Genomic DNA, 25963 nt, shown 5'->3' with positions numbered 1-25963 from the left:
TTATGATGAACATCTTCGCCCTGATACTGGCCATTGCTGTGGTTTTTAGCGGCCTGAGTTGGACATACAGGCTTTGGGCTTTGACGCGCATCACCGTTGAGAAAAACCAGGCAGAATCTTCGCTCATACAGCAGGGTAAAAGTCAGCGCCTCCCGAGTTGGCTGGATACGCCCGCATCGCTCTTTCCGTTACTGGTCATCGTGTTACTGGTTCGGGCCTTTGGCTGGGAGCCTTTTCGCATTCCTTCTGGATCCATGATGCCAACTCTACTCACCGGCGACTGGGTGCTGGCAGATAAATATTCATACGGGCTGCGAAATCCATTCAATCAGAAAACGTTGCTTGCCACCGGACACCCTAAACGTGGTGATATTGCGATATTTACGTTTCCTCAGGACGAAACGCAGTTGTTCATTAAAAGAGTGATCGGTTTGCCCGGTGACAAAGTCATCTTCAATCCAGCCTCACAACAGCTCACTGTTTTCTCTTTTTGCCAGGACCATCAATCTTGTGCACCAGCGCTAGCCATTCATTACAGTGCGCTCAAAGCGGGCGAGTTCGTCGAGACTGCCGGAATGTATCCGGGCTTTTATGCCAGACCAATTGGCGAGGAAAAGCCTGATGAACAGCGTCTATTGATGGGCACTGAAACGCTAGCGGGGGTGACGCATCGCCTTTTGCAGAAGCCTGAATTGACTGTTTCAGCATCGGCGTTTTTCCATCAACCAGGTCAGCAGACTGGAGAGTGGGTGGTGCCGGCGGATAGCTATTTTATGATGGGGGATAATCGTAACAACAGCTATGACAGCCGCTATTGGGGTTTTGTCCCTGAGCGTAATCTGGTAGGCAAAGCGGTGGCGATTGGATTTAGTATGGAAAAACAGGAAGGGCAGTGGCCGACAGGGCTGAGGCCAGGTCGTATCGGGTGGATCCATTAAGAGAAGATGCCAGTCCCTGGCAGAACAAATCCTAAAGCGCTTTACTCAGACTTTGTTGGAGGACGGCGACTTATCTTGCCTCCTTTCCGACCCGCTTCAACGGCGCGTTCAGGATCGTTTCTGAAGTTGCCTCCACTGGCTTTGCCTCCCGCTTTACCAGCTTCTCTTGCGCGTGCCGGATCGTTAGCAAAATTCCCTGCACCGCCTCTGTAGCTCTGTTGTTTCATAGGAAGACCTCATATCAATGTTCCGTGAGAGATAAGGACTAGCTAGTCACTCCATAATTTTAGTGCGCGATTGCGGCTTCGCCAGCACGGGATAATTAATATTTTGTAGTCTTTATCGCACAAAAAAAGAAATGTTGTCCGATTTAAAATAGCCACTAATCACGATTAAATGGTTTTTTAATTGTTTAAGTAATAAACATGAAAATATTAAATGTTGAAGCCAATTTATGGGCCGCACTTGGCTTAGAAAAGCTATTAATATCTGCAGGTTATCAATTCTTATCCTGCTCATCTTTAAGTGATGCAAAAAAAATATTAATCGATCAATCTATCGAAGTAATGATTATTGAGTTAAAAACCGAAGCGGATGATATTGAATCTTCCTATGCGTTTTTACGCCTGTTGCAGGCACTTTATCCTTGTATCCGCGTGTTGGTACTGACAGACATTAATGATGCTGCGCTGCTTAATTTTCTTGCCCATGAATTTCACTCGGTTTTATTTCTGACAAAAAAATCCTCATTAGCCAGCATTGTTCAAAACGTCAATACACTTGCTGAGAAGAGACCGCATACATCAACACGCAGCCGTGTTCCTTCGCTCTCGCTGCAAGAATTTCACATGCTGAAATGGCTTGCCCGATACAGCAGTCAGCAGGACATAGCCTTGCGTGTCAGACTGAATAACAAAACCATCAGTCACTATAAGCGATCGATTTACGCGAAACTGAATTGTGAGAATAATGTTCAGTTTCATCATCGGCTTACGCAATACGGGTTTAATCGAACCCATGTCGATTAATACCTACACTGACTGTATCCCTCGCTCATAACTCCCTGTTATGCCCGGTTAGTAAAGGGTGTCTTTTGCCTGAGGCTTGAGAATTCCGGCCCGCAGGAGGAAGATATTCCCCTTTGCCAGGGTCGGGAATAGCCATGCTGATCACCTCCGAAAACACGCGCACTTTTAATACGGATACCCGACTCGCCTGCACGCTGGCGGCTGTGGCGGGCGCGCTGAACACAGCTGCATTTGAAACCGTCGGTTTTTTCTCTGCCAACATGACGGGCAACGTCTCGTCACTTTCCGATCATCTGGCGAAAGCAAATCTGCATGTCGGATTGTTCTTCCTGCTCATCGTGCTGCTCTTTATAGCGGGTTCTTCTGTCTCGACCCTGATTATCAACTCCGGACGCAGGCGACAAATTCGCGGGATTTATGCCATCAACATCCTGCTGGAAGGCGTGGCATTATTCGCGCTGGGCGTCATTGAGAGTTGGTTCAGCTTTAGTGAATCGGGCGTATTGCTGGTGCTCAGTTTGAGTTTTTTGATGGGATTACAAAACGCCGTGGTGACCCGGATTTCCAACGCACGCGTGCGCACCACCCATGTCTCCGGTACCGCTACCGACATTGGCATTGAGTTGGCCATGTTGTTTGATGTGCTACGCCGTAAAGAATCCCCGAAAGATGCGCCGCTCTATATCGAGCGTTTAAAACTGCACTTCTTCACGGTGATGGCATTCCTGTTCGGCGGCGTGCTGGGTATTCTGCTGCTGAACGCGCTGAGCTATAAACTGTTAATTTTGATTGGTGTGATGCTATCTGCCCTCGCTTTGTCAGCATTACAACGTGCCGGGCATGCGCTGCACTCCTGAACAATAATTGATGCGCTTCACATATTTCAGCGCGATTTTTGAAAACTGCTTGCTACTTTTTGGCAATGCTCAGCAAGATAACCGTCATTAAGGATTGTTACTGTTCGGCAGGCAAAACCTGAGGCGAGCCCTTTCTCGATAGCAGAGGGCGCGCCTCAGGTTTTTTTTTGCGCGAAATTCGAGGCGTTTTGCAGGAGAAAGGAAGATGCAATATCAGGAACTGGCAGATGACATTGTGGCTGGCGTGGGGGGAAAAGACAACATTATCAGCGTGATGCACTGCGCAACGCGCCTGCGCTTCAAATTAAAAGAGAGCCAAAAAGCGCATACCGCCGAGTTGAAAAATAATCCTGGCGTGATCATGGTGGTGGAGAGCGGGGGACAGTATCAGGTGGTGATCGGCAACCAGGTTGCGGAGGTCTACCGCGCGTTAACGGCACGCTATGCCCTCGACCATGCCGATAACGTGGAGGACACTACGCCACAAAACCTGTTTGCCCGTTTTATCGATCTGGTTTCCGGCATTTTTACACCCTTTATTGGTGTGATGATTGCGACAGGCATCATCAAGGGACTGCTGGCGTTGGCACTGGTGCTCGGTGTGATGGACGCGAGCAGCGGCAGCTACAAAGTGCTGTTTGTTGCCAGTGATGGACTCTTTTACTTCTTGCCGATTCTGCTCGGCTACAGCGCCGGGAAAAAATTTGGCGGTAACCCCTTTGTCAGCATGGCGATTGCCGCAGCGCTGGTGCATCCGTTGATACTTGAAGCGATGCAACAGCAGCAGGCAGGAAAGCCACTGACCTTTGTCGGTATCCCGCTGGAAATACTCAATTACAGCTCCTCGGTGATCCCAATTATCTTTGCTGCGTGGGTCTCAAGCCTGATTGAGCGTTGGGTACATCCGCGTTCACCCGGTGCGGTGCGTAATTTCACTACGCCGCTGGTGTGCTTGCTAATCACCGTGCCGCTCACTTTTCTGGCGATTGGCCCGGCAGCCACCTGGCTCAGCCGCTTGCTGGCGGAGGGCTATCTGTGGATTTACAGCCTCAGCCCCATGGTTGCAGGAGCGGTGATGGGCGCGATCTGGCAAATCTGTGTGATATTCGGTCTGCACTGGGGTCTGGTGCCGATCATGCTCAATAATCTGGCCAACTTCGGTCACGACACCCTACTGCCATTACTGATGCCGGCGGTATTAGGACAGGCGGGCGCGACATTGGGGATCTTCCTGCGCACGCGTGATATCAAACTCAAAGCGATGGCGGGATCGGCATTCACTGCCAGCATTTTTGGTATCACTGAACCCGCAGTGTATGGCGTTACGCTGCCGCGTCGTCGTCCGTTTATCTTCGGCTGTATCGGTGGCGCGCTGGGTGCCGCCATTCTGGGCTTCTGGCACACCACCATTTACTCCTTTGGCTTCCCCAGTATTTTCACGTTTATTCAGGTCGTGCCCAGCACGGGTATTGATGCCAGCGTGCTGGCGTCCTTTGCCGGTGCAGCGGTCGCGCTAGTTTTCGCCTGTGCCATGACCTATGTGTTTGGTTTACGAGAGTCTGCGGCACAACCCGTTGTGGCTGAACCCGTCGCCGATCTCGCGCCTGCGACATTAACGCGCCGTGAAAGCGTGGTGAGCCCGATTGCGGGTGACGTATTGCCGCTGGATAAAGTCAAAGATGAAACTTTCGCCAGCGGTTTACTCGGCAAGGGCGCGGCCATTCTGCCGCACGTGGGCCGCGTAGTATCGCCGGTCAATGGCGTAGTTTCCTCCATGTTCCGCACCGGACATGCGATTGGCCTGACGTCAGATCAAGGCGCGGAAGTGCTGATCCATGTTGGACTCGATACCGTCAAACTCGACGGGCAATATTTCCGTCCTCAGGTACAAAACGATCAGCCAGTGAAAGTGGGCGATGTGCTATTGGAGTTTGATATTGAGGCGATCAAACACGCTGGATTCGACCTCACCACACCGGTGCTGGTGAGCAACAGCGATGAATTTATTGATGTATTAACCCTGAACAACAGCGCAGTGAGTGAAGGCTCGCCGCTGCTGGCCGTGCTGAAATAACCAAGGAGCAAGTAAATGACTACACGTTTCCCGGATGCATTTTTATGGGGTGGCGCCGTTGCCGCCAATCAGGTGGAAGGTGCCTGGCAGGAGGGCGGTAAAGGGCTATCGACCTCGGATCTGCAACCCAAAGGTATTTTTGGCGCGCGCGTTGAACGCAGCGGCAATGATTTTGGCATCAAAGACACGGCGATTGATTTCTATCATCGCTTCCCGGAAGACATCAAGCTGTTCGCAGAGATGGGCTTTACCGTTCTGCGTATCTCGATTGCCTGGACGCGTATTTTCCCGCAGGGCGATGAAGCTCAGCCAAACGAGGAGGGATTGGCCTTTTACGATCGTTTGTTTGATGAGATGGCAAAGTACAACATCACTCCGCTAGTGACGTTGTCACATTACGAAATGCCTTTTGGCTTGATCAAAAAATATGGCGGCTGGGGCAATCGCATCACTATTGATTGTTTTGAACGCTATGCGCGCGCGGTATTCACTCGCTTCCAGCATAAAGTGAAGCTGTGGCTGACGTTCAATGAAATCAACATGTCATTGCATGCGCCCTTTACTGGCGTTGGATTACCGGAGGAGAGCGATCAACAGGCGATCTATCAGGCGATTCATCATCAGCTGGTGGCGAGCGGCCGCGCCGTACAAGCCTGCCATGAGATTGTTAAGGACGGTAAGATCGGCAACATGCTGCTGGGTGCGTTGCTCTATCCGCTCAGCTGCCGTCCGGCCGATGTGTTGGAAACGCTGCAACAGAATCGCGAGTGGTTATTCTTTGGTGATGTGCAGGTGCGCGGTGCCTATCCGGCTTACATGAAACGCTTCTTCGCCGATCGCGGAATCACCGTCAGCATCACGGATGAGGACAAACGCGACCTGCGCAACACTGTGGATTACATCTCCTTCAGTTATTACATGACCGGTTGCGTCACCACCAATGAAGAAGAGAACCAGAAAGCGCAGGGCAATATCTTGTCGATGGTGCCGAATCCGCATCTCGCCAGCTCAGAGTGGGGATGGCAGATAGATCCGGAAGGTCTGCGTATTCTGCTTAACATCTTGTACGACCGTTCTCAGAAGCCGCTATTTATTGTGGAAAATGGCCTGGGTGCCAAAGATGTGGTTGAGGCCGATGGCAGCATCAATGACGATTACCGCATCCAGTATCTCAATGATCACTTAGTGCAGGTGCGGGAAGCGATTGAGGATGGTGTGGAAGTGATGGGCTACACCTGCTGGGGACCGATTGACCTGGTCAGCGCCTCTAAAGCCGAGTTCTCGAAGCGTTACGGTTTCATCCACGTTGATCGTGATGATGCGGGCAACGGCACGCTGGAACGCTCGCGTAAAAAGAGCTTCTTCTGGTATCAGGATGTGATCCGTAGCCACGGCGCGGCATTGAAATAAACCTGCTAACGGGCGTGCTGTCGCCCGTTTTTACGCCTCGTCGACATCTTCCTGCAACGCTAATGTCTCTTTGCGAACTCGCTCAATATGGATGGTGAGAAACATGCGCTCTTCCGCCGAGAGGGCATAGAGATATTTTTGCTGGATGTGGCTGTCGATCTTCACCGCGCATTGATAAGCAATCGGATATTTGTCACGCACCACATCATGCAATGATTCATCTTCGCTGCACACACCGCGTTTTCCCAGCATGCGCTGGGCAAAAAACTTCAAGTGGTTAACGAAGCGGTTATAGCTCAGGCTGTCGGTGCGGTAATCCAGCTGCAACCGATACTTCACGATATGCAAAATCTCCTGCATAAATTGCGTCACGTGAGAGACATCGGCAAAGTCGCTGCCCAGTTGCGCGTTGACTAAGTGCAGGGCGATAAAGCCTGCTTCATCGTCAGGCAACGCCACACCAAGGCGTTTGTTGATCAGTGCCAGTGCTTCCATGCCAATCGCGAACTCTTTGGGGTAGAGCGTTTTGATCTCCCACTTCAATACATTACGAATCGGAATGCCTTGCTGATGGCGTTCAATCGCGAAATGGCAGTGATCGCACAGCGCAATCGAGAGGCTCTCATGCAGCGGCTGACCCAACTGTTGACGTGCGCTGGCGATGATTAACTCGCTGGTGGTGATGACTTCCAGTGGGATATCAGAAAGCAACTCGCTTAGCCTTCCTGTCAGGGTGTCACTCTGCAGTGCGAAGACTTTTTCAATCTGCTGCGCATCCAGCGCATCACCCACACGCTTCTGAAAAGCCAGCCCGCGACCCATCACGACCTGTTCTTTGCCGTTCTCGCCCAGTACGACCACGACATTGTTATTGAGGATCTTCGCGATTTTCATTTTTATCAGCCCTGAAAAAGAAAAAACCTGACCCACCGGGAGGGCGGCGTGTCAGGTTTTGCCTGCGTTTGCGCGCAGTAACAATCTGGCGAGATCATAAGCCGCTCTGTGATTCCGACAAGCATACTGACCGTTAAATGTGAGACACGTCATGTTTTATTGCGCCGCGAAGCGATGGAGGAAAAACAGGGCAATGGCCCCTGAAGCCGCGTCTGCACTGATGTTATGCAACCTCTTAAAAATTGATCAAAAAGAGGAGAATTTGAAATAACAATATTCAATCAATAAATCAGGTCAAGGGCATCTTGTCAGTTCCCTAATAATGACTTTTATTGTCAAAATATCATTCTGTTACTCGCTCGCTAAGTAGATAAGTAGATGCTAATGTGTTTGGTGTCCCCATTTTTTGCGGAGTGATTCCATGCGCGACAGTAACACCGAACCTTCTGAACCGGCAGCACCGCCACTTAACCCATCGCTGATGGAACATCTGATCAACGCACGCAAGATTTTCATTACCGGCACCGTGGATGAAAAAATGGCCAAAGAGGTGGTTCAGCATCTGCACATCCTCGCCGCCATCAGCGATCGACCGATCACGATCTTTATCAACTCTCCCGGCGGTCATGCTGAATCGGCGATATGATTTTTGATGCCATACGCTTTATCACTCCCGAAGTGATCATGATTGGTTCTGGTTGTGTGGCCAGCGCAGGTGCGTTGATTTATGTCGCCGCCAACAAAGCAAATCGCTATGCGTTACCCAACACCCGTTTCCTTCTGCATCAGCCTTCCGGCGGCATGCAAGGCCCCGCCAGCAATATGCAGATTTACAGTAATGAAATCGTGCGCATGAAAAATCGCCTCAATCATATTTTCGCGGATGCCACCGGGCAGGCGATTGAGAGGATTGAACAAGATACTCAGCGCGATTTCTGGTTGAGTGCGGAGCAGGCGGTAGAATACGGTTTGGTGTCGAAAGTGATCGTCACCGAGCAAGAGATCGCCGCGCATTATCTTGCCGCTTAAATAAGTCAGTGCTAATGTCATCAACATGATTGAAAATGCGATATTCAAAGCACTGGCGGATCCGACCCGCCGTGCCATATTTGAAAAGCTGTCGGTGGGGCGCATGAATGCCACGGCGTTGCGCGACGGGATGGAGATCAGCCAATCGGCGATGTCTCAACATCTCGCGGTGTTACGGGGTGCGGGGCTGGTGCGTGAAGAGCGGCAAGGGCGCTTTGTGAACTATGAAGTTGACCCGGTGGGCATGACGTTTCTGGTCAACTGGCTAGCCAGATATCGCGCGTTTTGGCCGACACGCATTGATGCCCTGAAAAGTTTGCTGAAGGATATGGACCAATGAGTGAAGCCGAAAAATCCAACGAACTGGTACAAGAGTATCAACTGGATGCGACGCCGGAGAAAGTGTGGCGCGCTATCAGTATTGCGGAGTACCGGGAAGCCTGGCTACCCAACGCTGTATTAGCGGAGGCTGAACCTGTTGACTGCGAACCTGGAAAATCGATCCGTTACCGGTTACGTGATGACGCACCACCTTACCTGAAGAGTGACGTGACGTTTCTAATCGCGCCCGATGACGCGGGTGGCACCCGATTGACTATCGTCCATCGCCTTGCTGATATGCACTTGCAGGCCGCAAATGATGATAATGGTCGATTGATGCTGGCGGCATAGCCTCGGGCTAATTTTTTTCGCGCGTCTTTGTCCCAAAACGTACATTCCAGGCGGCCCGAAGGCCGCCAGCTTTACACGGGTTGATCAGCCTTATTCGCATCACGAGATCCTGCCGCGCCCGCACAAACTAACGCCAGTAGCACCATCACCAGCACCGGCAACATCGCCATGCGCAGACCCGCGTGTTCACCAATAAACCCCAGTCCTGGCGGTCCCACCAGAAAGGCCAGATAACCAAGCGTTGCGGCGATGGTCACGCGAATCGCGCTGTTTTTGCCATCGCCCGCAGCGGAGACGGTCAGTGGGAAGCCAAGCGAAGCGCCAATTCCCCAGAACAACACCGCCGCTGCCGCCAGCCACTGGTTGTTGGAGAAAATCACCATCGCCAGACCCAGTGCGGCTGAGAATGCGCTGGCGCGTAATACCAGCACACGGCCCAGGCGATCCACCACATATCCGCCAAGGAAACGTCCCACGGTCATGCCCGCAGTGAAACCCGCGTACACCAGCGTGCTTTGCGTGTGATTAAGATTATGACCATCGATCATCAGTAACGGTAGCCAGTCATTGGCAGAGCCTTCTGCCAGCGCCATCGCCAAAATCACCACCCCAAGGATCAGCAGTTGGCGATCGCGCAGCTCGCGTCCGACCTGAGCGAGGAAGCCGCCGCTGTGCGCCTGTTCATGTCGTTCGCTGTCGCTGGTGGCGGGTAAATGACGCAGGGCTGCGGAGACAATCAGCAGGTTCACCAGCACCACGAAGGCAAAGTGCCAGGTGATGCTGACATCAACTGCCGTCATGGCAAGTCCTGACAGCGCGCCAATCAGCGTGCCAAAGCTAAAGAAGCCGTGAATGGTGGTCATGATCGATTTGCCAATCAGACGCTCAAACGCTGCGCCTTCAACGTTTATCACGACATCGATTAACGCTGTCCCTCCGCCCATTAACACCAGGCTGGCGAAGACACCGTACGCGCTGTGCAGTAGAAGGGCAGCTAACATGACTGCGACGCCACTCAACAGCAGCACAAAGCCATAACGCATGACACGGCTAGTGCCAAAGTGGGTGATGAGTTTTCCTGCCAGCAGAACGCACAGCATTGAGCCACAGGAAAAGCCGAACAGGATCATGCCCATCATTTCCGTGGAAGCATGCAGAATATCGCGCATGTAAGGTGTACGACTCACCCACGAAGCCCAGGTGAAACCGGGTAAAAACATTAGGCCGTAGATCGCCCATTTACCGCGTAGCTGTTGCTGTAAATCCATATTCATCCCCATCCATAAATTAGCGGAAAGGGTAACAGAAAGGCTCCCCGCGTGCGCGACGCGGGGAGAAACAGTGATTAAAAACTCTGCCAGTCGGCGTCATTAACCACCGCTAAACGCTGTGGCTTGGGGTGCGATGGCGTACGGATGATGGTTTGTGGAACGTCAATGACATCGCTGACATGGAATTTACCGACCAACTGATTCAGGTTACCCGCCTGCTCTTGCAGCGATTGCGAAGCGGCCGCGGCTTGTTCCACTAAGGCGGCGTTCTGCTGGGTAACATCATCCATCTGATTAACCGCTTGCTGCACCTGAACGATGCCCTGGCTCTGCTCCACGGCAGCCGCAGCGATCTCACTCACCAACTGACTCACCTGGTAAATGGCATCATTCATCACGTCCATATTGCGGCCCACATCACTGGCTTGCGTGGCACCCGATTCGGTTAAACGATGAGATTCCTCAATCAGCACTTTGATCTCGCGTGCTGCGTTGCTTGAGCGCTGAGACAGGCTGCGCACTTCACCGGCAACCACCGCAAAGCCTTTGCCGTGTTCACCGGCGCGCGCCGCTTCAACCGCCGCGTTCAAGGCCAGAATGTTGGTCTGGAAAGCGATACCTTCAATGATCGAGACAATCTCAGTCACTTTGCGCGAGCTGCCACGAATCTCGTCCATGGTCGACAGCATGGTGGTGAGCGAGGTTCCATTTTTCTCTGACAGCGCGCGGGCATTGGCTGCCAGCTGGCTCGCCTGCCGGGTGTTGTCCGCCGTTTGGCGCACCGTCTCACTGAGTTCCGTCATGCTGGCAGCCGTTTGCTCCAGCGATGCCGCTTGCTGTTCGGTGCGTGAAGAGAGATCTTCATTGCCCGCTGAAATCTGCACTGAAGCGCTGCTCACGGACTGAGACGCTTTACGCACTGAAGAGAGGGCTTCAGAGACGCGCTGCATCAAAATATTGAAGGAGTGTGCCATATTGCCCACTTCATCTCGCCGGCTTTCATCGGCGCTTAAAGTCAGATCGAGGTTCTCGCTGGCCGCCAGCATGACCTTACCTACCGCGCCCAAACTGCGGCGAATACGCATCACCGTAAACAGCGAGAATAGGCCGAAGATCACCACTGTCGCCGCAACACCTGCAACGGTGGCCCAAAAGACAAAATGGAAGGTGCTTTGATTGGTGGCGCGCAATGCGTCGCCCGCAGTAATGTTGAGTGCCTGTTGAGTTTGATAATCAGCGATCATCTGACGAATGGCGGCACCCACACCACTATCTCCTTCCAGCAAACTCAGGCTCACTTCATTCTGGTGAGCACGTGACGCTGTAAGAAATGCAGGTAACTGCGATGCAACGCGCTGGATGTTATCAAAAGCGATGTTAGTCAGGCGTTTGTCTTCCTCATTCGAAATATCGTTTGCCATGTAGTAATCGGTCAGCGCTTTCAGTCCATTGATTTGCTCATCGATCTGTTTTTCTACGGCAGGCATGTTGCTGTCGTGAATCTGGCTCTGGTGTTTGTAAAGCGTAATGGCCAGCTGGTTACTTTGATCGATCAGTTTGCCGATGTCCTTAATCGAAGGAATGGCGTTAGTTTGCACAAATTCAAAACGGTCCTGAAATCCTGACAGTAGCGAGAGCGCAAGAATCGCCTGCAGGATGATGGCGCCAAACAACATGGAAAGGGTCAGCAAGAGACGCTGGGAGATGGTCATCTAATTATCCTTAATCTAAAAGCACCCCTGGTTCAGGAAAATCAGGGAATAGGGCAGATTAATAACCATCGGCAGAATGCGAGATTTAGTTAATTATTTTTTATTGCACGGTGATGGAGATCAAATCATACGTAGCGAAGGCGCAACATTTTTAGCCATTCTCACGATCTTAAATAGATCCAGTGAAATATGTTGTGCGACAGATTCAGAAATCCTAACAAGCCGATATTGTCGCGAGGTCGTAATCGTTATTATAATAATCATTACGGGTAAAGGTTAAGGGCTAAGGAATGGCGATTTATGTACATAAACGTTTTGATCGGAATTTCAAAAAGGCCAGTCTTCATGATGCTGACCTTTGCCATGCTGCTGCGGAAGTCAAAAGGGGCGAGTTTGAAGCTGACCTGGGGGGAGGCGTGATTAAAAAGCGTATAGCATTGAGTAAGGGGAAAAGTGGTGGTGCCCGGTCGGTGATTTTCTTCAAAAGAGGAAACACACTATTTTTTTATGATGGCTGGACTAAAGGCGAGTTGCATAAGAAAAATGCCAAAGAGATCGAGGATGACGTGTTGGCAACGTATAAAATCCTTGCGAAAGGCTACTTACAAGCGAGTGCGGCAGACCTGCTACAGCTTAAAAATCGTGGGACATTCAGAGAGGTAAACTGCGATGAAAACTACACCAGCAACATTGGATGAGATGATTGAAGATGCGGAAGAGTTGCGAGGATTAGGCCTACTTTCTGATGAAGATGTCTCTCAGATTGCCACGCGAATCTCTGCAAGTGAGTATCGCAAGCGTGTTGCAGCTGTACATGATATGACCGGTCTGGAAATTAAACTCATGCGTAAACAGTATGGCCTGAGTCAGGCATTACTGGCTTATACCTTAGGTATGACAGTGGATAGCGTTTCAAAGTGGGAGCGAGGAGAAATCAAGCCGAGTGGCCCGGCACTGCGTATCTTAAATACACTGGCTGCTAAAGGCCCTGATGCATTTGTTGTTTAAAGGGGAAACTGGACTCCAGTTTCCCCTTTAAAATTATGGCCTTCTAAACAGCGCCATGCTGCGGCCTTCCAGTTCAAAATCCTTCTCTTTGGTAATCACCAGCCCTTTTTTAGCGGTATCGGAGGTGGTGAGTTCCAGTACCCAACCGCCTTCGCCAAATTGTGGGATGCGGAAGGGCACGTTGCCTTCAAACGGATTGAACAACATCAACACATCGTGCCAGATGCCTTCTTCGGTTTGCAGGTCCGGACGGCCTATGTAGACGCCAAGCGTGCTGCCCTCAGCCCATTGGTCTGCCTGCTGGAAGCCGACGCCAGCGGTAAACCATGTTATGTCCATACCGTCGCGCCAGTTTTCACGGCGCAGCAACGGCTGTTTCGCCCTTAACGCCAGCAAATGGCGAGTGAATTCGCGTAAGGCATCCGCGGACTCCGGCAAGTTTTCCCAATGCAGCCAGGAGATTTCACTGTCCTGACAATATCCGTTGTTGTTGCCCATTTGGCTGCGGCCAAACTCGTCGCCCGCCAGCAGCATCGGCGTGCCGTGTGAGAACAGCAGCGTCGCGAGGAAGTTACGCTTTTGCCGCTCACGCACCGCGTTGATGCCTTCGTCATCGGTCGGGCCTTCCGCGCCGTAATTGTACGAACGATTATCGTTATGACCGTCATTGTTATCTTCACCGTTCGCGTCGTTATGTTTCTCGTTGTAAGACACCAAATCGTTGAGCGTGAAGCCATCGTGTGCGGTAAGGAAGTTGATGCTGGCCCAGGGACGACGGCCGCGTTGATCGTAGAGATCGCCTGAACCGAGCAGGCGCGCGGCAAAGTCGGTTGAGACGTTGTCGCCTTTCCAGTATTCACGCACCGTGTCGCGATATTTATCATTCCATTCTGCCCAGCCTGGTGGGAATCCCCCAACCTGATAGCCGCCGGGGCCAATATCCCAGGGTTCGCCAATCAGTTTCAATTTCGACAGTACCGGGTCCTGCGTCATGGCATCAAAAAAGCCGCCACGCTGATCGAAACCTTCCGGTTCGCGCCCGAGAATGGTGCCCAAATCAAAGCGAAAACCGTCGATATGCATCGATTCCGCCCAGTAGCGCAGAGAATCCATCACCATCTGCAACACGCGTGGATGGGAGGTGTTCACGGTGTTGCCAGTACCGGTATCGTTGATGTAGTAGCGATGCTGATCCGGCAAGGTGCGGTAATAGGAGAAGTTATCGATGCCTTTAAACGACAGCGTCGGTCCCAATTCGTTACCTTCCGCCGTGTGGTTGTAAACCACGTCGAGGATCACTTCGATACCGGCGTCGTGGAAGGCGCGGACCATGTCACGAAAGCCCTGAATGCCACGCGGGCCAAAGTAGCGCGAGGCCGGGGCAAAAAACGCCAGTGAGTTATAGCCCCAGAAGTTTTTCAGCCCTTTATCAAGCAAATGCTGATCGTCCGGGAACCAGTGCACCGGTAGCAACTCAACCGACGTGACACCGAGGCTTTTAATGTACTCGACGGTGGCTTTGTTGCTCATGCCATCGTAAGTGCCGCGCATTTCAGGGGGCACTGCCGGGTTCAACTGGCTGAAGCCCTTAACGTGTGTCTCATAGATAACGGTCTGTGACCACGGGATAACGGGACGATTACGGTCCTGCCAGTCAAATTCGTTGGGATCGATCACCCGGCATTTTGGCGTAAACGGTGCGCTGTCGCGTTCATCAAAAGTCAGATCTTTATCTTCATGCAGCAGGTCGTAGGCAAAATGCGCATCGTTCCACTGGATATCGCCGCGCAGCTCACGAGCATAGGGGTCGAGCAGCAGTTTGTTGGCGTTGAATCGATGGCCGTTTTCTGGTTCAAACGGGCCATGCACCCGGTAGCCGTAAAGTGCACCGGGCTGCAGACCGGGAATGTAGCCATGCCAGACTTCATGGGTATTTTCCGGCAGATCAAAACGCGCGATTTCGTGCTGACCGCTCTCGTCGTACAGACACAATTCCACACGCTCGGCGAACGCTGAAAACAGGGCAAAATTGACGCCCTCGCCATCATAATTTGCGCCAAGCGTTTGACCCGAACCCGCGATAATTTCTAAAGGCTTTGCGTTAGACATTCATTCCTCTCCATCCGATGAACAGAAATACAGGCTTGTTATTAACTGGCAATCAGCACCAGTGGCGCGTAAGGCGGCAAGTTATCTAAAGAAAGTTGTTCGTTAAGCGCTAAGGTTGCACCACTTAACAGATTGCGATAGTGCCGGTGGGCCAGTGACTCAGGTAAGGGAATGGACGTTTCAGCCCAGGAAGTGCCCTCCAGCATTAAACGAGGCGCCACAACGATGAGGCTGTTTTCACTGTCCTGTCGCGCATAGGCAATCAGGTGCTCTGGATGCGCGCCTGTGGCGTACAACGGTTGATAATCACCGAAACGGAATAGCTGCGGCTTATCCAGGCGCAGGTGTAATAAGCATGCGATGACCTGCTGTTTGAGTTTGCCGCTGCACCAGTCAGAGGGCTGAGTGAAATCAGGACGGCTGCGATCAACAAGTTGCGCCTCCAGCACGGCGTAATCGGGCTCACGGCGGTTATCGGGATCGACGAGGCTGAAATCCAGCGCTTCGCTGCCCTGATAAATATCCGGGACGCCTGGTGCGGTGAGCTTAATCACGGTCTGTGACAGGCTGTTAACCAGGCCGGCATCAACGAAAGGTTGAATGGCTGTGACGAAGTCCGTCAGGAATGCTGGGTTTTCTGCGGATAGCAGATGTTTTGCATATTCCAGCACCGCCTGTTCGTAGGTTTCGTCGCCATCCGCCCAGTCAGTACGAAGCTTGGCTTCACGCAGCGCTTTCTCCACAAACGGTAAAAAACGTGCCTCAAGGGTACGCAACCCGTCGTGGTCATCTGGTCGTAAGGTCGTGGGCCACGCACCGGCCAGCGCCTGATACAGCATCCATTCTACCGCCGGTTCGGGGGCCGGGCCTTCGTTCAGGGTGAGCACTTTGGATTGATTCAGCTCCCGCCAGCGCGTGACGTTCTCTGCCCAGCGTGCGGGCGCTTCACTCAACGTATATAGCCGGGCACGGGCATCTTCCCCGCGTTTGGTATCGTGGGTTGATGTCGTTGAGAGGGCGTCGGGTTGTTTGTGCAGCCGGGTTTGCATCTGCTGGTGGAAGTGTTCCACAGAGAAGGGGTGCGGCAGCGGTTCCGCGCCGACTTCGTTGATGGCAAGGATGGCGTGATTTCGGAAGAACAGGGTGTCTTCCACCGATTTCGCCATCAACGGGCCGGTGAGTTGCTGGAAGCGCGTACGGAATTCAGCGGCATCCGGTTCACTTTGTTCCGAGACCGCACCGAGTAATATGGCCTGCAGGAAGCTGAGTGCAGCGGGAAAAGCACTGAACTTCACCGCTTCCAGTACCTGTTGCAGCAGCGCTTCACCCGCCAAAGGCATGCCCGCCGGGCGACCATAGGTGCGGTAAACCGGGAAGGCGATCAGCATCTCGCGCAGGGCGACATGCAACTCAGCTTCGCCAAAATTGCGCTGTTCTAAATGTGCCACCCCGGTCGCTATCGCCAGCAGACGTGAAAATTCACCGGCGAAGTTACGGTCAACCATCAATTCACGGGCGGCGCGCAGACCAGCACTGACATCATTCCGCTCTTCGGTGACGGCTTCATAGGCCAGATGCAACGCATCAATCTGGGTATCGTCGATCAACGCATGTGAAAGCGCAGCGATAAACTCATAGCCAGTGGTGCCGGAAATGGGCCATTCAACCGGAATCTGCTCTTCTTCTGCCAGAATCTTCTCTACCGTGATGTAGCAATCCGCACCTGCGGCTTGACGCAAGCGCTGAAGATAACCCTGCGGATCGGCCAGACCATCAACGTGATCGACACGCAAACCACTCACAGCACCGCTGTGAACCAGTTCCAGAATCAGTGCGTGTGAGGCGTTGAACACGGCTTCATCCTCGACCCGCACGCCGACTAGCCCAGTGATTTCAAAGAAGCGTCGGTAAGAGAGATCTTTTCGTGCGTCACGCCAGTTGATCAGCTGCCAGGGCTGCTGCTGATGCAATTCGGCAATCGCTGCGCGATCGTTGATGGCCAGCACCTCATCGGCGCGTCCTTGCCAACTGGCAGGCGTCAGCGGATAGAAGCTGTCGTAGTAAGCCAGCGCCGGATGGCCAGTTTGCGGATGGGGCTTAATGCTCAATTCGTCGTTTTGCAGCACGCGTTCAAAATCATCGCCGAGGAACGGCAATGTGAGGGGACGCGACCAGTCGATATCGAAATAGCGTGCATACTGACTGCTTTCACCATGTTCGATCACATCACGCCACCAGGCATTTTCCAGTGACGCCGCCATATGGTTTGGCACGATATCCAGAATTAAGCCGAGGCCGGCCTGCTGTAATGCCGCCGACAGTCGGTTAAAACCGTCACGTCCGCCCAGCGCAGGATCGATTTCATTGGCATCAGTGACATCGTAGCCGTGCGTGGAATCGGTGGTGGCAGTGAAGATAGGTGAGGCGTAAAGATGGCTGATACCGAGCCGCTGCAAATAAGGTAACAAGGTGATGGCGCGGTCAAAAGTCATGCCGTTGCGGAACTGAATACGGTAGGTTGCTGAAGGAATTGTCATGCTTTTTCTCCCTGTGCCAGACGCACCACAATGGCATGTTGCGGCAACACATCATTCTCCTGCGGCCAGGCAAAGAGGGTTTTGCCTGCCATAGTGGGTAAGGGCTGCGCCTGCTTGCTGATATTCAGTGCCAGCGAGAGTTCACCCTGCGGGAACTGCCAGCTCACCGCGATAAAACCTTTGGCCGTTTTCAGCACTTTGCCACTGTGACCGCCCGCCGTGGCGAGCAGCGGCACAATGTGGCGCTGACGCAATGCCAGCAATTGCTGAGTGAACGCCAGCCAGGCTTTGCCTTTCTCACTTTCCAGCTTGCTCCAGTCGAGTTTCGAGCGGGTGAAAGTTTCTGCCGCGTTGGGATCGGGCACGCTGTCGTCATGCCCCGCATGGCCGGTAAACTCTCGGGCGCGTCCTTCACGTACCGCTTTAGCCAAATCACCATGAAAATCGGTGAAGAACAGGAACGGGTTGGTTTCGCCATACTCCTCGCCCATAAACAGCAGCGGGATATGCGGTGACAGTAACAGCGTGGCCAGCAGCACTTTGGTGCGATCGGCGCCTGCCAGCGTAATCAAGCGGTCACCTTGCGCACGGTTGCCGACCTGATCGTGATTCTGGATGAAATCAACAAAGGCAACCGGAGGCTGTGCCGCACTGGGCACGCCGCGCCGTTGACCGCTCTGCGGCGAGATTTCCCCCTGATAGGCAAAACCTTCCGTCAGAATGCGTGCAATCAGCTTTTCAGGTATGTCAGCGAAATCCTGGTAGTAGGCATGGGTTTCACCGGTGGCAAACACATGAATGGCATTGTGGAAATCGTCATTCCATTCGCCGGTAAACAGCGGCGCATGGCCCTGTTTGTCACGCGGGTGCAGGAAGGTGACATTGCGTGAATCTTCCGTGGTGAGGTGGATAGGGCGGTCCGTTATCTCACGACGAATACGTTCAGCAATCTCAATCAACGCATGTTTGCTGGAGGTATCTTCGATTTGATCGATGGCATCAAAGCGCAGGCCATCGAGGTGATATTCCTGCAACCAGTAGAGTGGCGCTTCCACGATGTAACGACGTGCGGCATCAACATCATATGCGATGCCCGCGCCCCAGGGTGTCATGCGCTCTTTGTGGAAGAAATCAGGGGCCAGCAGCGGCAGATAGTTACCTTCCGGACCAAAGTGATTGAGCACAATATCGAGCACCACCGACAGGCCGTGTCCATGTGCAGCATCCACGAAGGCTTTGAAATCATCCGGCGAGCCGTAAGCGGAGTGCGGTGCGTACAGCAATACGCCGTCATAGCCCCAACCGCGATTGCCCCCAAACTGCGACACCGGCAACACCTCAATCATGGTAATGCCGAGTGCCTGCAAATAGGGCAAGCGGGTAATGGCGGCCTCGAAAGTGCCTTCGGGTGTGAAAGTCCCGATATGCAGTTCGTACACCACGGTTTCTTGCCAGGCGTGTCCGCGCCAATCCGTGTGCTGCCATGCATAATGACGAGGATCGACGACCACGGAAGGGCCATTGACCCCGGATTGTTGCGCGCGAGCGGCGGGATCGGGCACCACCGTGCCATCCGCCAGTACAAAGTTGTAAGTCGCACCAGGTTGTATGCCGCCCAGTTGCCGTTGATACCAGCCATCGTCCGAGGCTGACATAAGATGATCGCCATCGGCGAGACGCAAGGTAATCTGTTGCTGACCCGGTGCCCACAAGCGGAATAGCACGCTGCCATCCGCCTGAATCTCAGCTCCCCAGGATTTCTTAAATGATCTGAATTCCATTCAATTGCCTCGTTTAACCCTCGCAAGGGCAATGGACGACATCAAGCGGTACACGTTCCGTTTAAAGATGCTGACTGAGTACGATATACAGTGGGACGACAAGAAAGACTGAGAACAGATCATAGTCGATATTTTGCGCTTTTCTGGCGCGAACAGATGTGTGTAGGAAATTATCGACGCCTTACGCTTCGCTAATCAGGGAGGTGAATAGAAGAAAGGCGACCTGATGGTCGCCCCGAAGATTATGCTGGTTTGTGTTGCTGGACCTTGCGGCCGCGTTGCTTACGTAATTTATCAATCAGCTTATGCGCCTCCGCTTTGGTGGCGACTGCAGGTGAAGAGCCTTTCAGCGGTTTACGCGCGGTTTCACTCAACGTTAGCACCGTAATCAAACCGACAATTCCGGCGCCCATCATGTAATAAGCGGGCATCATCGCATTGTGCGTGGTGTCCACCAGCCATGCAGTGATTAACGGCGTAGTGCCGCCGAACAGTGACACGGAGAGGTTAAAGCCTATCGCTAATGCGCTGTAGCGAATATCGGTGACAAACAGGGCCGGTAATGTGGCGGGCATGGTGCCGCTAAAGCAGGTATGCAATAAACCTAATACCGCCAGACCGGCAAATACCAACATCATATTGCCTGAACCAATCAGCATATAGCTGGGAATAGCCAGCAATATTAAGCCCAGAGCCCCTAAGCCAATGACCGGCTTACGGCCCATACGGTCGGTTAAATGTCCCCACATCAACGTCAATGGCATCATAATAAACATAATGACCATGACTAACATGAGCCCGGATAATTCACTCATGCCCAATACGCCGGTTAAATAGCTGGGCATATAAGCAGTCAACATATAATTGGATACGTTAAATAACAGCACCAGGCCAATACATTTCAACAGCGGTTTACTCTGTACACGCAGCATCTGCAGCAAGGTCAGTTGAGGCTTATTGTGCTCAAGCTCTTCGCGCTTGTCCATGTGCTCTTTAAATGCCGGCGTCTCTTCCAGTTTCAGGCGAATATAGAGACCAAATAATCCCAGAGGTGCGGCCAGGAAAAAGGGAATACGCCAGCCCCAATCCATCATGGCTTGATGCGGTAATAGTGCGATCATGCCGGTGACCAGACTGGCACCGAGCAGATAACCCGCCAGTGTGCCGAATTCCAGGAAGCTACCCATAAAGCCACGGCGCTTATCGGTGGAGTATTCCGCGATAAAGGTCGCTGCGCCACCGTATTCGCCGCCGGTGGAGAAACCCTACACCAGACGTGCCACCAGCAACAGGATCGGGGCGGCAATGCCAATACTGGCATAACTGGGAATCAGGCCGATGCAGAAGGTGCCAATCGACATCATGATCATGGTGAAGGCGAGCACTTTCTGCCGCCCAAAGCGATCACCTAACGGCCCAAATACCATTCCCCCGATTGGGCGAACTAAAAACGCAGCGGCAAAGGTGCCGAAGGAGGCGATTAACTGCGCAGTGTTACTGGCACCAGGAAAAAAGACCTGGCCGATAATCACGGCGAGATAGCTATATACGCCAAAATCAAACCATTCCATGGTGTTGCCTAACGCAGCAGCACTCACAGCGCGTTTTAATAATTTGTTATCGATGACCGTAATATCATCAACGGTTAAGTCAGATTGTTTAGAAATCGTTCCGGTGCTCATAAACCTCCATGAGTAAAATTAGAGCGATCTTATAGCTTTCGCAGCCAAAAAATTCACCTATGGAAATGAAAGCTATAAGAGGCTGAAAGGCGGATACCTTAGGTAATCTCTTTAAGATGTGCAAGTTTGTGACATATATCCTTGCATTAAAGCGTAGCGATGAAGGTATATTCTGTCAAAGTGCTTGAGGGGTGAAATAATAGATTGTGTCGTGATGAGGGAGACCGGTTTTATTCTACATCATATTATGCGGTGACAGTTTGTCAGAGAGTTAATTATGCTGGGAGAATGTGCGCCACAAGGGTTTTAGCGGCGCAAAGCAGGCGAGGGAGAATCATTTGAACAGCGCACTGACGATAGAGCTAAATACCGAACCCGTCACGAAAGCATGATGCGTTACATTGTCTTGATTTTGTATATCCGCTAACCGTTTTAACGCCGCTTCCGGAGTTGCCGCTTCAACTTCTTCATCTAACTTTTTATAGCTTTTTGAAATGAGCAAGACGGCGCTCTCGACATCTGTTCTTTCAACAGTGGCAATGACCTGATCTTTTTTATAGAAAATGTAATCTGGCATGGTCAAATTCCCGTGTAAACATGCAAGTGCAGCGCTTGATACTTGATGCCCACTACTTTAGCAAACCCTGGCTGATTGAGCTAAGGAGGTGAATGCAATTGCGGTTGCGATCAATAATTCTCTGTCCGTTTCCAGCGAGCAAGGATGGGCTCGATAACGTTTACTGCTGATGAACCCATGTTATTAGCAGGAGGCAGTATGCATTACATTATTAGCGGATTGAATAGCAGCGATTTTGCACATTTATACGGAAAGGATGATGAGTACCTGGCACAGTACAACGCACGCCGAGTGTTAGCCAGCCAAGCCTCGGCTTTGCCAGACCGCATTGGCTTGAAGGATGTTCCACCAGGAGCTTATGCAATCTTGCTTAATCACACCTATCAACCCGCGCAATCACCATACCAGGGGAAACACGCAATTTTCATTCATGAAGGTTGTATGCAGTCCGGCATCTTCTACAACGAGATCCCGGAATACCTCGCTAAGCGTCAACTCTCACTGCGAGCCTTTAATCTTGAGCACTGCATTATTGCGGCAGAGCTGGCGACGGGTGATGAAGTGGAGCAAACCGTTTTAGATCTGCTACAGCGCCCTGAAACTGTGTATATCCACGCCCATAGTGCGCGATTTGGCTGCTATTTGGCGGCGATTAATAGGCATTAGGGCTAAATCACGTTTGTAAGATATTTTGAGGGTGGCGAGGTGGCGAGTATGTGTCGCTTGCATGGTGAGTCTCGCAACAGATGGTTGATTTAAACAGATGTCAGGCGGCTTTATGTGGGCACTGTTAGCAGTATCGGTAATATTGCTATTCGGCGCACTGGCGGTGGCTCAGGTTCGCGATCCTTACAAAAACGCTTCGTGAATGACACCAGATTACCGCGCCATCACGGCGCGGCAATCTAACTTATGTATCGGTATGGCTCTGATATCCCACCGGGTTACCGTTGTCGTCAAACACCTCATAAATCACGCTCTCACCCACCTGAACCGGTCGCGTTAATGGGAGGGTGAACGAACCAAACGGCGCCACCAGCACATCATCCACTTTAAGCTTATTGGCAATCTGTAATCTTAAGCTCATATACCACGCCGTTGGATTCTTTAGTGTTAGCTGGCGTTCGTGCACGATAAAACGCAGCTTCTGCACATCTTCAGGCTGAGGCACGCCCAGCGCCGCCGGTCGGATAAAAACCTTAAGCCGCAATCGCAACGGCAACATGATTTTTTGTTCGGCGCTGCCTGTTTGCCTGCTCAGCGCGGGAATCTGATAAATATTCAGCCAGTAAAGGCTCTCACGATCCTCCGGCAGCGACTGGCGTGAAGTGAGCACCAGACGAATTGCACGCTGCTCATCAGGTGCGAGTTTCATCATCGGCGGCATGGCAAAAATGGGTGCACTGCTCAATTCCGGGGACTGCATCAAATCACCGTCATCGCTCCAGATCTGTACCACGGAGGGGGTATCCGCACCGTTCTTTATATTTAGCGCCTGGCTGCTCTCACCGGCATTAAAAATGATGCGTGTTCTATCCACATTCACCACGGCCATGGCGTGAGCAGCGAATAACAGGCTGCTCAATGCCAATGTGTTACTGAAAACTGACCACCACTTGCAACTGCGCATTGACTGTCCCTGCTGTTACTGTTTGTCCACTTATGGCTTCGAGCGAAGCCAAAAAATCACCGCTGTAAATATTGCTGCTACCGGAAGAGACCAGCGAGGTGAGATCCGTATAGGCATACCAGCCGCGCGTATTCCCGGTGCCGGTGCTGGCGAGGTTAGGCAATAAGTTAATGGCAGAACCACTGGCGTTATAAATTTTGATGCCCACACCCGAGGCCACGCCGCTGCTGCCATATTGATTATCCAGCAGCCAGGTCAATCCGCCGCCGCTGGTGGTCAAACCTAACTGTGTCGCTTGTGACACTGCATTGGGCTGATTCACCAGCAAGCCCATCGCGACATTGGCGGCAGTGCTGGTGGATGTGCTGGTGCTGGACCGCGCGCCCGATTCGCACTGCAGCGAGATCGAAAACGGTACCTGACTGCTACCGCCTGCTTTGAGCGCGTTCACGCTGATGGTTGGCAGCAGCACCACAGATGGGTAGTTCTGGACTTCACACAACGCGCCCCGCACATAGGTCACGTTGCGATACGTACTCCAGGCGGCGGGCCAGTTGCCGTAAAACCCGTACCAATAGCTGGCGCTGTCCTGACCTACCGCCAGACTGTTGGTGTCCAGACCTGGGCCTTTAAAAGCAATATAGCCGCGCGGCTGCGTCCAAAGATCGCTGTAGCGGTTATCGCCATTGGCGTAATAGCTGGTTGAACTGATTTTGAACATTTCGTACAACACGTTGCTAAACGCGCTGGCCGGAATATAAAGGTAGGTGCCGTCAGAGTACCAACTGTCGGCGGTAAACTGGCGTGACTTCCAGTAGCGGCTGTAATACTCACCGGTGGTCAGATTGGTCATGCGCACTGCCACGTTTTTCGCCACATCGTAATAAGCGCCGCTAACCTCGCTGCTGGCATACATGCCAGCATAGGCGCTGTCACCGTTGGTGGCGTACATCTCATACAAACTGCCCGCATCCGCTACTGCACAGCGGTAGAGAATCTGATTCGGGCTGTAAGCGGTGTTGCTGGCGGAGGTGAGAAACGAACCGACTGAACTGGCCAGCAACGATCCTGCGGGCTGAAAGGATGTACCGCTGTTGATGCTGATCACCGATGGCAAACCCAGGTTGCCTGAACAGGTATCACAGGCACCCGTCCAGGACGATGCGGTATAGCCGGCTGCCAGAGCGGCGGCTGATAGCGATGAGGTGCTGGTGACTTTGATGCAGTTTGCCCATAACGTCAGCGGCAGCATCAGCAGCACTACGAGGAGATATTTAATTTTCACGAGTTATAGCGTCCTGCAAATACCATTGAGGAGGATAAGCGCCTGTTGCGTCTTTCCGGTGATTTGATAATTGACGGCGCAGCGTTGGGTTTTGCCATCCCAGCTGATTTGCAAACTGCCGGAGTCATGCGGAACGCGTGCGTAAAGCTGGCTTCCCTGACCGACAACGCCAATCACGGTGTTGGAGGCATCACGCACTTCGGCGCCCATCGGCGGTGCCATCCCCTCGGTGGTATTCAGTGAAATCAATACCGCGGTGCCGCGTAAGGTGGCAAAACTCACCTGACTCACGGCACCGGCATAAGGAACCACACGCTGGCTTCCGCCGTTTAACTCAGCATCGGCGCGCATGTGCAACGTATCGAGGCTGACCGTGTTTTCACGATAAGGGGTGAGCGAGGGCAGCAGCGCATATCCGTTGTAGTCAATGACGGCTCCTTGTCCGTTTTGCACCGTCGCACCTTGGGCGCCCTCGGCATGGATCAACGCGAACGTATCGCTGGTGTAAGGCCCCGCAGTGAGACCGCCACGATGCAGCAGTAAAGTGCCAGACGAGCCTAAACCGACCTGGCGATAGTGATCTCCCTGGCCGTAGTTGGCGCGGACTGCGCCAAAACGGGTGTTTTGCTGCAGGTTGCCCCCAAAGGAGCTCGCTTCTCCGTTGACGCCATTGCGGTAATGCTCAGTTCCTCCGTAGAGCGAATAGGAGAAATCGCGCTGTTCGCCTGCCGAACCTGTTAGTGTCGCCATCGAAGACTGGCTCTGTTTTGACTGGTTGTAGTTGTAGGCCACAGATGAAAGACCCGCACCCCAGTTAAGCGGTACTGAAATATTCACTGAAAGGGTATTTTCGCTGTATCGCTGCTGGCGGCTGCTGTCGAGGTTATCGTTGACGCTCAGATTAAATTGCTGGGTATTCCACCAGGTGCGTTGACGCGCCACATTGATACCGTAACTGATATTGCGCCAGCTGTTGCTATAGCCGAACTGCAACTGGGTGATGCGTGACTGGTTGTTGTAATAATCGGCGGTGCTGGCGCTTAAACTGACCAGGCCATACGCATCCATTGACTGGCTGAGTGTCGCCGATAAGCGATTACGCTGATTGAGCGAGTCTGAGTAGTAGTTGATGTCCGCTTGATGCTGGCGTCGAACCCCTAAAACATCCTGAAGGTCGCGAAATCCACGAGTCGAATATCGATAAGCGGCCAGGACCAGGTTGGTGCCGGTCTGAAAGGTCTTACTATAACTCAACTCGGCACGCCAGCCGGAGGTGCGCTGGTCATTTTCGGCCTTAGCCTGGGAAAATGTGGTGTTCAGACCCATCGCACCGATTCCGGTTGCCCAGACACCTCCCAGAAGCCACGCCTGGTAATCTTCCGCCAGCCGTGAACCGACGGTTACCGTCAAACTATTACTGACGCCGCGCTGCATCACGCCCTCAAAAAAAGCGCTATTCACAGCGTAAT

General features: G+C 52.6%; 21 protein-coding genes and 2 pseudogenes. 11 read left to right on the top strand and 12 right to left on the bottom strand.

All coding sequences use genetic code 11. From position 1 onward, the window contains the following. Positions 1-2 precede the first annotated feature (2 nt). Positions 3-938 (top strand): signal peptidase I, encoded by a 936-nt coding sequence (gene lepB / locus RT340_RS06275; protein WP_313374839.1) that lies wholly within the window; start codon positions 3-5, stop codon positions 936-938. 41 nt (positions 939-979) lie between these two features. Here the strand turns inward: lepB and RT340_RS06270 are convergent, their stop codons facing one another. Next, a complete protein-coding gene (locus RT340_RS06270; protein ID WP_072016973.1) occupies positions 980-1165 on the bottom strand; it encodes a general stress protein in 186 nt (61 codons plus the stop codon). Positions 1166-1363: 198 nt separating this feature from the next. Here RT340_RS06270 and RT340_RS06265 point away from each other — a divergent pair, with 198 nt between their 5' ends. From RT340_RS06265 to RT340_RS06250, 4 genes are all read left to right on the top strand, one after another. Further along, the gene (locus RT340_RS06265; protein WP_211729516.1) at positions 1364-1966 is read left to right on the top strand and encodes a LuxR C-terminal-related transcriptional regulator; all 603 of its coding nucleotides are present in this window, start codon (positions 1364-1366) and stop codon (positions 1964-1966) included. Between the two features lie 134 nt (positions 1967-2100). Further along, a complete protein-coding gene (locus RT340_RS06260) occupies positions 2101-2823 on the top strand; it encodes a YoaK family protein (RefSeq protein ID WP_058961215.1) in 723 nt (240 codons plus the stop codon). A 205-nt stretch (positions 2824-3028) separates the two neighbouring features. Further along, positions 3029-4897: a PTS beta-glucoside transporter subunit IIABC gene (gene bglF, locus RT340_RS06255; protein WP_313374833.1), complete on the top strand. Its 1869-nt coding sequence runs from the start codon at positions 3029-3031 to the stop codon at positions 4895-4897. Between the two features lie 15 nt (positions 4898-4912). After that, positions 4913-6307, top strand: coding sequence for a 6-phospho-beta-glucosidase (locus tag RT340_RS06250; protein WP_313374831.1), 1395 nt, complete (start codon positions 4913-4915; stop codon positions 6305-6307). 30 nt (positions 6308-6337) lie between these two features. Here the strand turns inward: RT340_RS06250 and licT are convergent, their stop codons facing one another. Then, the gene (gene licT, locus RT340_RS06245) at positions 6338-7201 is read right to left on the bottom strand and encodes a BglG family transcription antiterminator LicT (protein WP_313374830.1); all 864 of its coding nucleotides are present in this window, start codon (positions 7199-7201) and stop codon (positions 6338-6340) included. Between the two features lie 421 nt (positions 7202-7622). Here licT and RT340_RS06240 point away from each other — a divergent pair. The 3 genes and pseudogenes from RT340_RS06240 to RT340_RS06230 all read left to right on the top strand — a co-directional run bounded on the left by RT340_RS06240 (position 7623) and on the right by RT340_RS06230 (position 8902). Further along, positions 7623-8230 (top strand): annotated as a pseudogene (locus RT340_RS06240) (ATP-dependent Clp protease proteolytic subunit). Between the two features lie 25 nt (positions 8231-8255). Beyond that, positions 8256-8570, top strand: a complete 315-nt coding sequence (locus RT340_RS06235) for an ArsR/SmtB family transcription factor (RefSeq protein WP_045814547.1) — start codon at positions 8256-8258, stop codon at positions 8568-8570. Beyond that, positions 8567-8902 (top strand): polyketide cyclase, encoded by a 336-nt coding sequence (locus tag RT340_RS06230; RefSeq protein WP_313374821.1) that lies wholly within the window; start codon positions 8567-8569, stop codon positions 8900-8902. The genes RT340_RS06235 and RT340_RS06230 overlap by 4 nt, the downstream gene beginning before the upstream one ends. A gap of 71 nt (positions 8903-8973) precedes the next feature. On the opposite strand, the gene RT340_RS06225 is transcribed toward RT340_RS06230, so the two are convergent. Both RT340_RS06225 and RT340_RS06220 read right to left on the bottom strand, forming a co-directional pair. Continuing rightward, positions 8974-10176 (bottom strand): MFS transporter, encoded by a 1203-nt coding sequence (locus RT340_RS06225; RefSeq protein ID WP_313374819.1) that lies wholly within the window; start codon positions 10174-10176, stop codon positions 8974-8976. Between the two features lie 71 nt (positions 10177-10247). Then, on the bottom strand, positions 10248-11885 hold the full coding sequence (locus RT340_RS06220; RefSeq protein ID WP_211729523.1) for a methyl-accepting chemotaxis protein: 1638 nt from the start codon (positions 11883-11885) through the stop codon (positions 10248-10250). 290 nt (positions 11886-12175) lie between these two features. Here RT340_RS06220 and RT340_RS06215 point away from each other — a divergent pair, with 290 nt between their 5' ends. Together RT340_RS06215 and RT340_RS06210 are read left to right on the top strand one after the other, a co-directional pair. Then, the gene (locus tag RT340_RS06215; RefSeq protein WP_097117762.1) at positions 12176-12583 is read left to right on the top strand and encodes a type II toxin-antitoxin system RelE/ParE family toxin; all 408 of its coding nucleotides are present in this window, start codon (positions 12176-12178) and stop codon (positions 12581-12583) included. Beyond that, a complete protein-coding gene (locus tag RT340_RS06210) occupies positions 12555-12893 on the top strand; it encodes a helix-turn-helix domain-containing protein (RefSeq protein WP_034822694.1) in 339 nt (112 codons plus the stop codon). The genes RT340_RS06215 and RT340_RS06210 overlap by 29 nt, the downstream gene beginning before the upstream one ends. Before the next feature lie 33 nt (positions 12894-12926). On the opposite strand, the gene glgX is transcribed toward RT340_RS06210, so the two are convergent. The 5 genes and pseudogenes from glgX to RT340_RS06185 form a co-directional block, all read right to left on the bottom strand. Next, entirely contained in the window at positions 12927-15002 is a 2076-nt protein-coding gene (glgX, locus tag RT340_RS06205; RefSeq protein WP_313374811.1) for a glycogen debranching protein GlgX, read from the bottom strand. Positions 15003-15043: 41 nt separating this feature from the next. Further along, the gene (gene treY, locus RT340_RS06200; RefSeq protein WP_313374809.1) at positions 15044-17539 is read right to left on the bottom strand and encodes a malto-oligosyltrehalose synthase; all 2496 of its coding nucleotides are present in this window, start codon (positions 17537-17539) and stop codon (positions 15044-15046) included. Beyond that, positions 17536-19320 carry a malto-oligosyltrehalose trehalohydrolase gene (gene treZ / locus RT340_RS06195; protein ID WP_313374807.1) on the bottom strand — a complete coding sequence of 595 codons (1785 nt, stop codon included), beginning with the start codon at positions 19318-19320 and terminating at the stop codon, positions 17536-17538. Before treZ ends, treY begins: the two co-directional genes overlap by 4 nt. A gap of 242 nt (positions 19321-19562) precedes the next feature. After that, positions 19563-21002, bottom strand: a pseudogene (gene proP / locus RT340_RS06190) (glycine betaine/L-proline transporter ProP). Positions 21003-21336: 334 nt separating this feature from the next. After that, entirely contained in the window at positions 21337-21579 is a 243-nt protein-coding gene (locus RT340_RS06185; protein WP_283216041.1) for a hypothetical protein, read from the bottom strand. 198 nt (positions 21580-21777) lie between these two features. On the opposite strand from RT340_RS06185, the gene RT340_RS06180 reads away from it, so the two are divergent. Then, a complete protein-coding gene (locus tag RT340_RS06180) occupies positions 21778-22245 on the top strand; it encodes a DUF1203 domain-containing protein (protein WP_313374804.1) in 468 nt (155 codons plus the stop codon). Between the two features lie 244 nt (positions 22246-22489). Here the strand turns inward: RT340_RS06180 and RT340_RS06175 are convergent, their stop codons facing one another. The 3 genes from RT340_RS06175 to RT340_RS06165 form a co-directional block, all read right to left on the bottom strand. Next, the gene (locus RT340_RS06175; RefSeq protein ID WP_097117770.1) at positions 22490-23209 is read right to left on the bottom strand and encodes a fimbrial assembly chaperone; all 720 of its coding nucleotides are present in this window, start codon (positions 23207-23209) and stop codon (positions 22490-22492) included. After that, entirely contained in the window at positions 23175-24461 is a 1287-nt protein-coding gene (stbD, locus tag RT340_RS06170) for a fimbrial usher protein StbD (protein ID WP_058961285.1), read from the bottom strand. The genes RT340_RS06175 and stbD overlap by 35 nt, the downstream gene beginning before the upstream one ends. Positions 24462-24497: 36 nt before the next feature. Next, positions 24498-25963: fimbria/pilus outer membrane usher protein (locus RT340_RS06165; RefSeq protein ID WP_313374800.1), on the bottom strand; the 1466-nt coding region annotated here is incomplete at its 5' end.

Source organism: Pantoea sp. CTOTU50773, assembly GCF_032082325.1.
GTDB lineage: Bacteria > Pseudomonadota > Gammaproteobacteria > Enterobacterales > Enterobacteriaceae > Pantoea > Pantoea communis.
This window is presented reverse-complemented; position numbering and strand designations above follow the sequence as displayed.

Excerpts from the sequence above, each read along its gene's own strand:
- RT340_RS06260 (WP_058961215.1), top strand. The coding sequence starts at position 2,101 with ATGCTGATCACCTCCGAAAACACGCGCACTTTTAATACGGATACCCGA.
- treZ (WP_313374807.1), bottom strand. The coding sequence starts at position 19,320 with ATGGAATTCAGATCATTTAAGAAATCCTGGGGAGCTGAGATTCAGGCG.
- RT340_RS06270 (WP_072016973.1), bottom strand. The coding sequence starts at position 1,165 with ATGAAACAACAGAGCTACAGAGGCGGTGCAGGGAATTTTGCTAACGAT.
- RT340_RS06265 (WP_211729516.1), top strand. The coding sequence starts at position 1,364 with ATGAAAATATTAAATGTTGAAGCCAATTTATGGGCCGCACTTGGCTTA.
- RT340_RS06175 (WP_097117770.1), bottom strand. The coding sequence starts at position 23,209 with ATGCGCAGTTGCAAGTGGTGGTCAGTTTTCAGTAACACATTGGCATTG.
- RT340_RS06250 (WP_313374831.1), top strand. The coding sequence starts at position 4,913 with ATGACTACACGTTTCCCGGATGCATTTTTATGGGGTGGCGCCGTTGCC.
- RT340_RS06215 (WP_097117762.1), top strand. The coding sequence starts at position 12,176 with ATGGCGATTTATGTACATAAACGTTTTGATCGGAATTTCAAAAAGGCC.
- licT (WP_313374830.1), bottom strand. The coding sequence starts at position 7,201 with ATGAAAATCGCGAAGATCCTCAATAACAATGTCGTGGTCGTACTGGGC.
- lepB (WP_313374839.1), top strand. The coding sequence starts at position 3 with ATGATGAACATCTTCGCCCTGATACTGGCCATTGCTGTGGTTTTTAGC.
- glgX (WP_313374811.1), bottom strand. The coding sequence starts at position 15,002 with ATGTCTAACGCAAAGCCTTTAGAAATTATCGCGGGTTCGGGTCAAACG.
- RT340_RS06230 (WP_313374821.1), top strand. The coding sequence starts at position 8,567 with ATGAGTGAAGCCGAAAAATCCAACGAACTGGTACAAGAGTATCAACTG.
- treY (WP_313374809.1), bottom strand. The coding sequence starts at position 17,539 with ATGACAATTCCTTCAGCAACCTACCGTATTCAGTTCCGCAACGGCATG.
- stbD (WP_058961285.1), bottom strand. The coding sequence starts at position 24,461 with ATGCTGCCGCTGACGTTATGGGCAAACTGCATCAAAGTCACCAGCACC.
- RT340_RS06235 (WP_045814547.1), top strand. The coding sequence starts at position 8,256 with ATGATTGAAAATGCGATATTCAAAGCACTGGCGGATCCGACCCGCCGT.
- RT340_RS06225 (WP_313374819.1), bottom strand. The coding sequence starts at position 10,176 with ATGAATATGGATTTACAGCAACAGCTACGCGGTAAATGGGCGATCTAC.
- RT340_RS06220 (WP_211729523.1), bottom strand. The coding sequence starts at position 11,885 with ATGACCATCTCCCAGCGTCTCTTGCTGACCCTTTCCATGTTGTTTGGC.
- RT340_RS06185 (WP_283216041.1), bottom strand. The coding sequence starts at position 21,579 with ATGCCAGATTACATTTTCTATAAAAAAGATCAGGTCATTGCCACTGTT.
- bglF (WP_313374833.1), top strand. The coding sequence starts at position 3,029 with ATGCAATATCAGGAACTGGCAGATGACATTGTGGCTGGCGTGGGGGGA.
- RT340_RS06180 (WP_313374804.1), top strand. The coding sequence starts at position 21,778 with ATGCATTACATTATTAGCGGATTGAATAGCAGCGATTTTGCACATTTA.
- RT340_RS06210 (WP_034822694.1), top strand. The coding sequence starts at position 12,555 with ATGAAAACTACACCAGCAACATTGGATGAGATGATTGAAGATGCGGAA.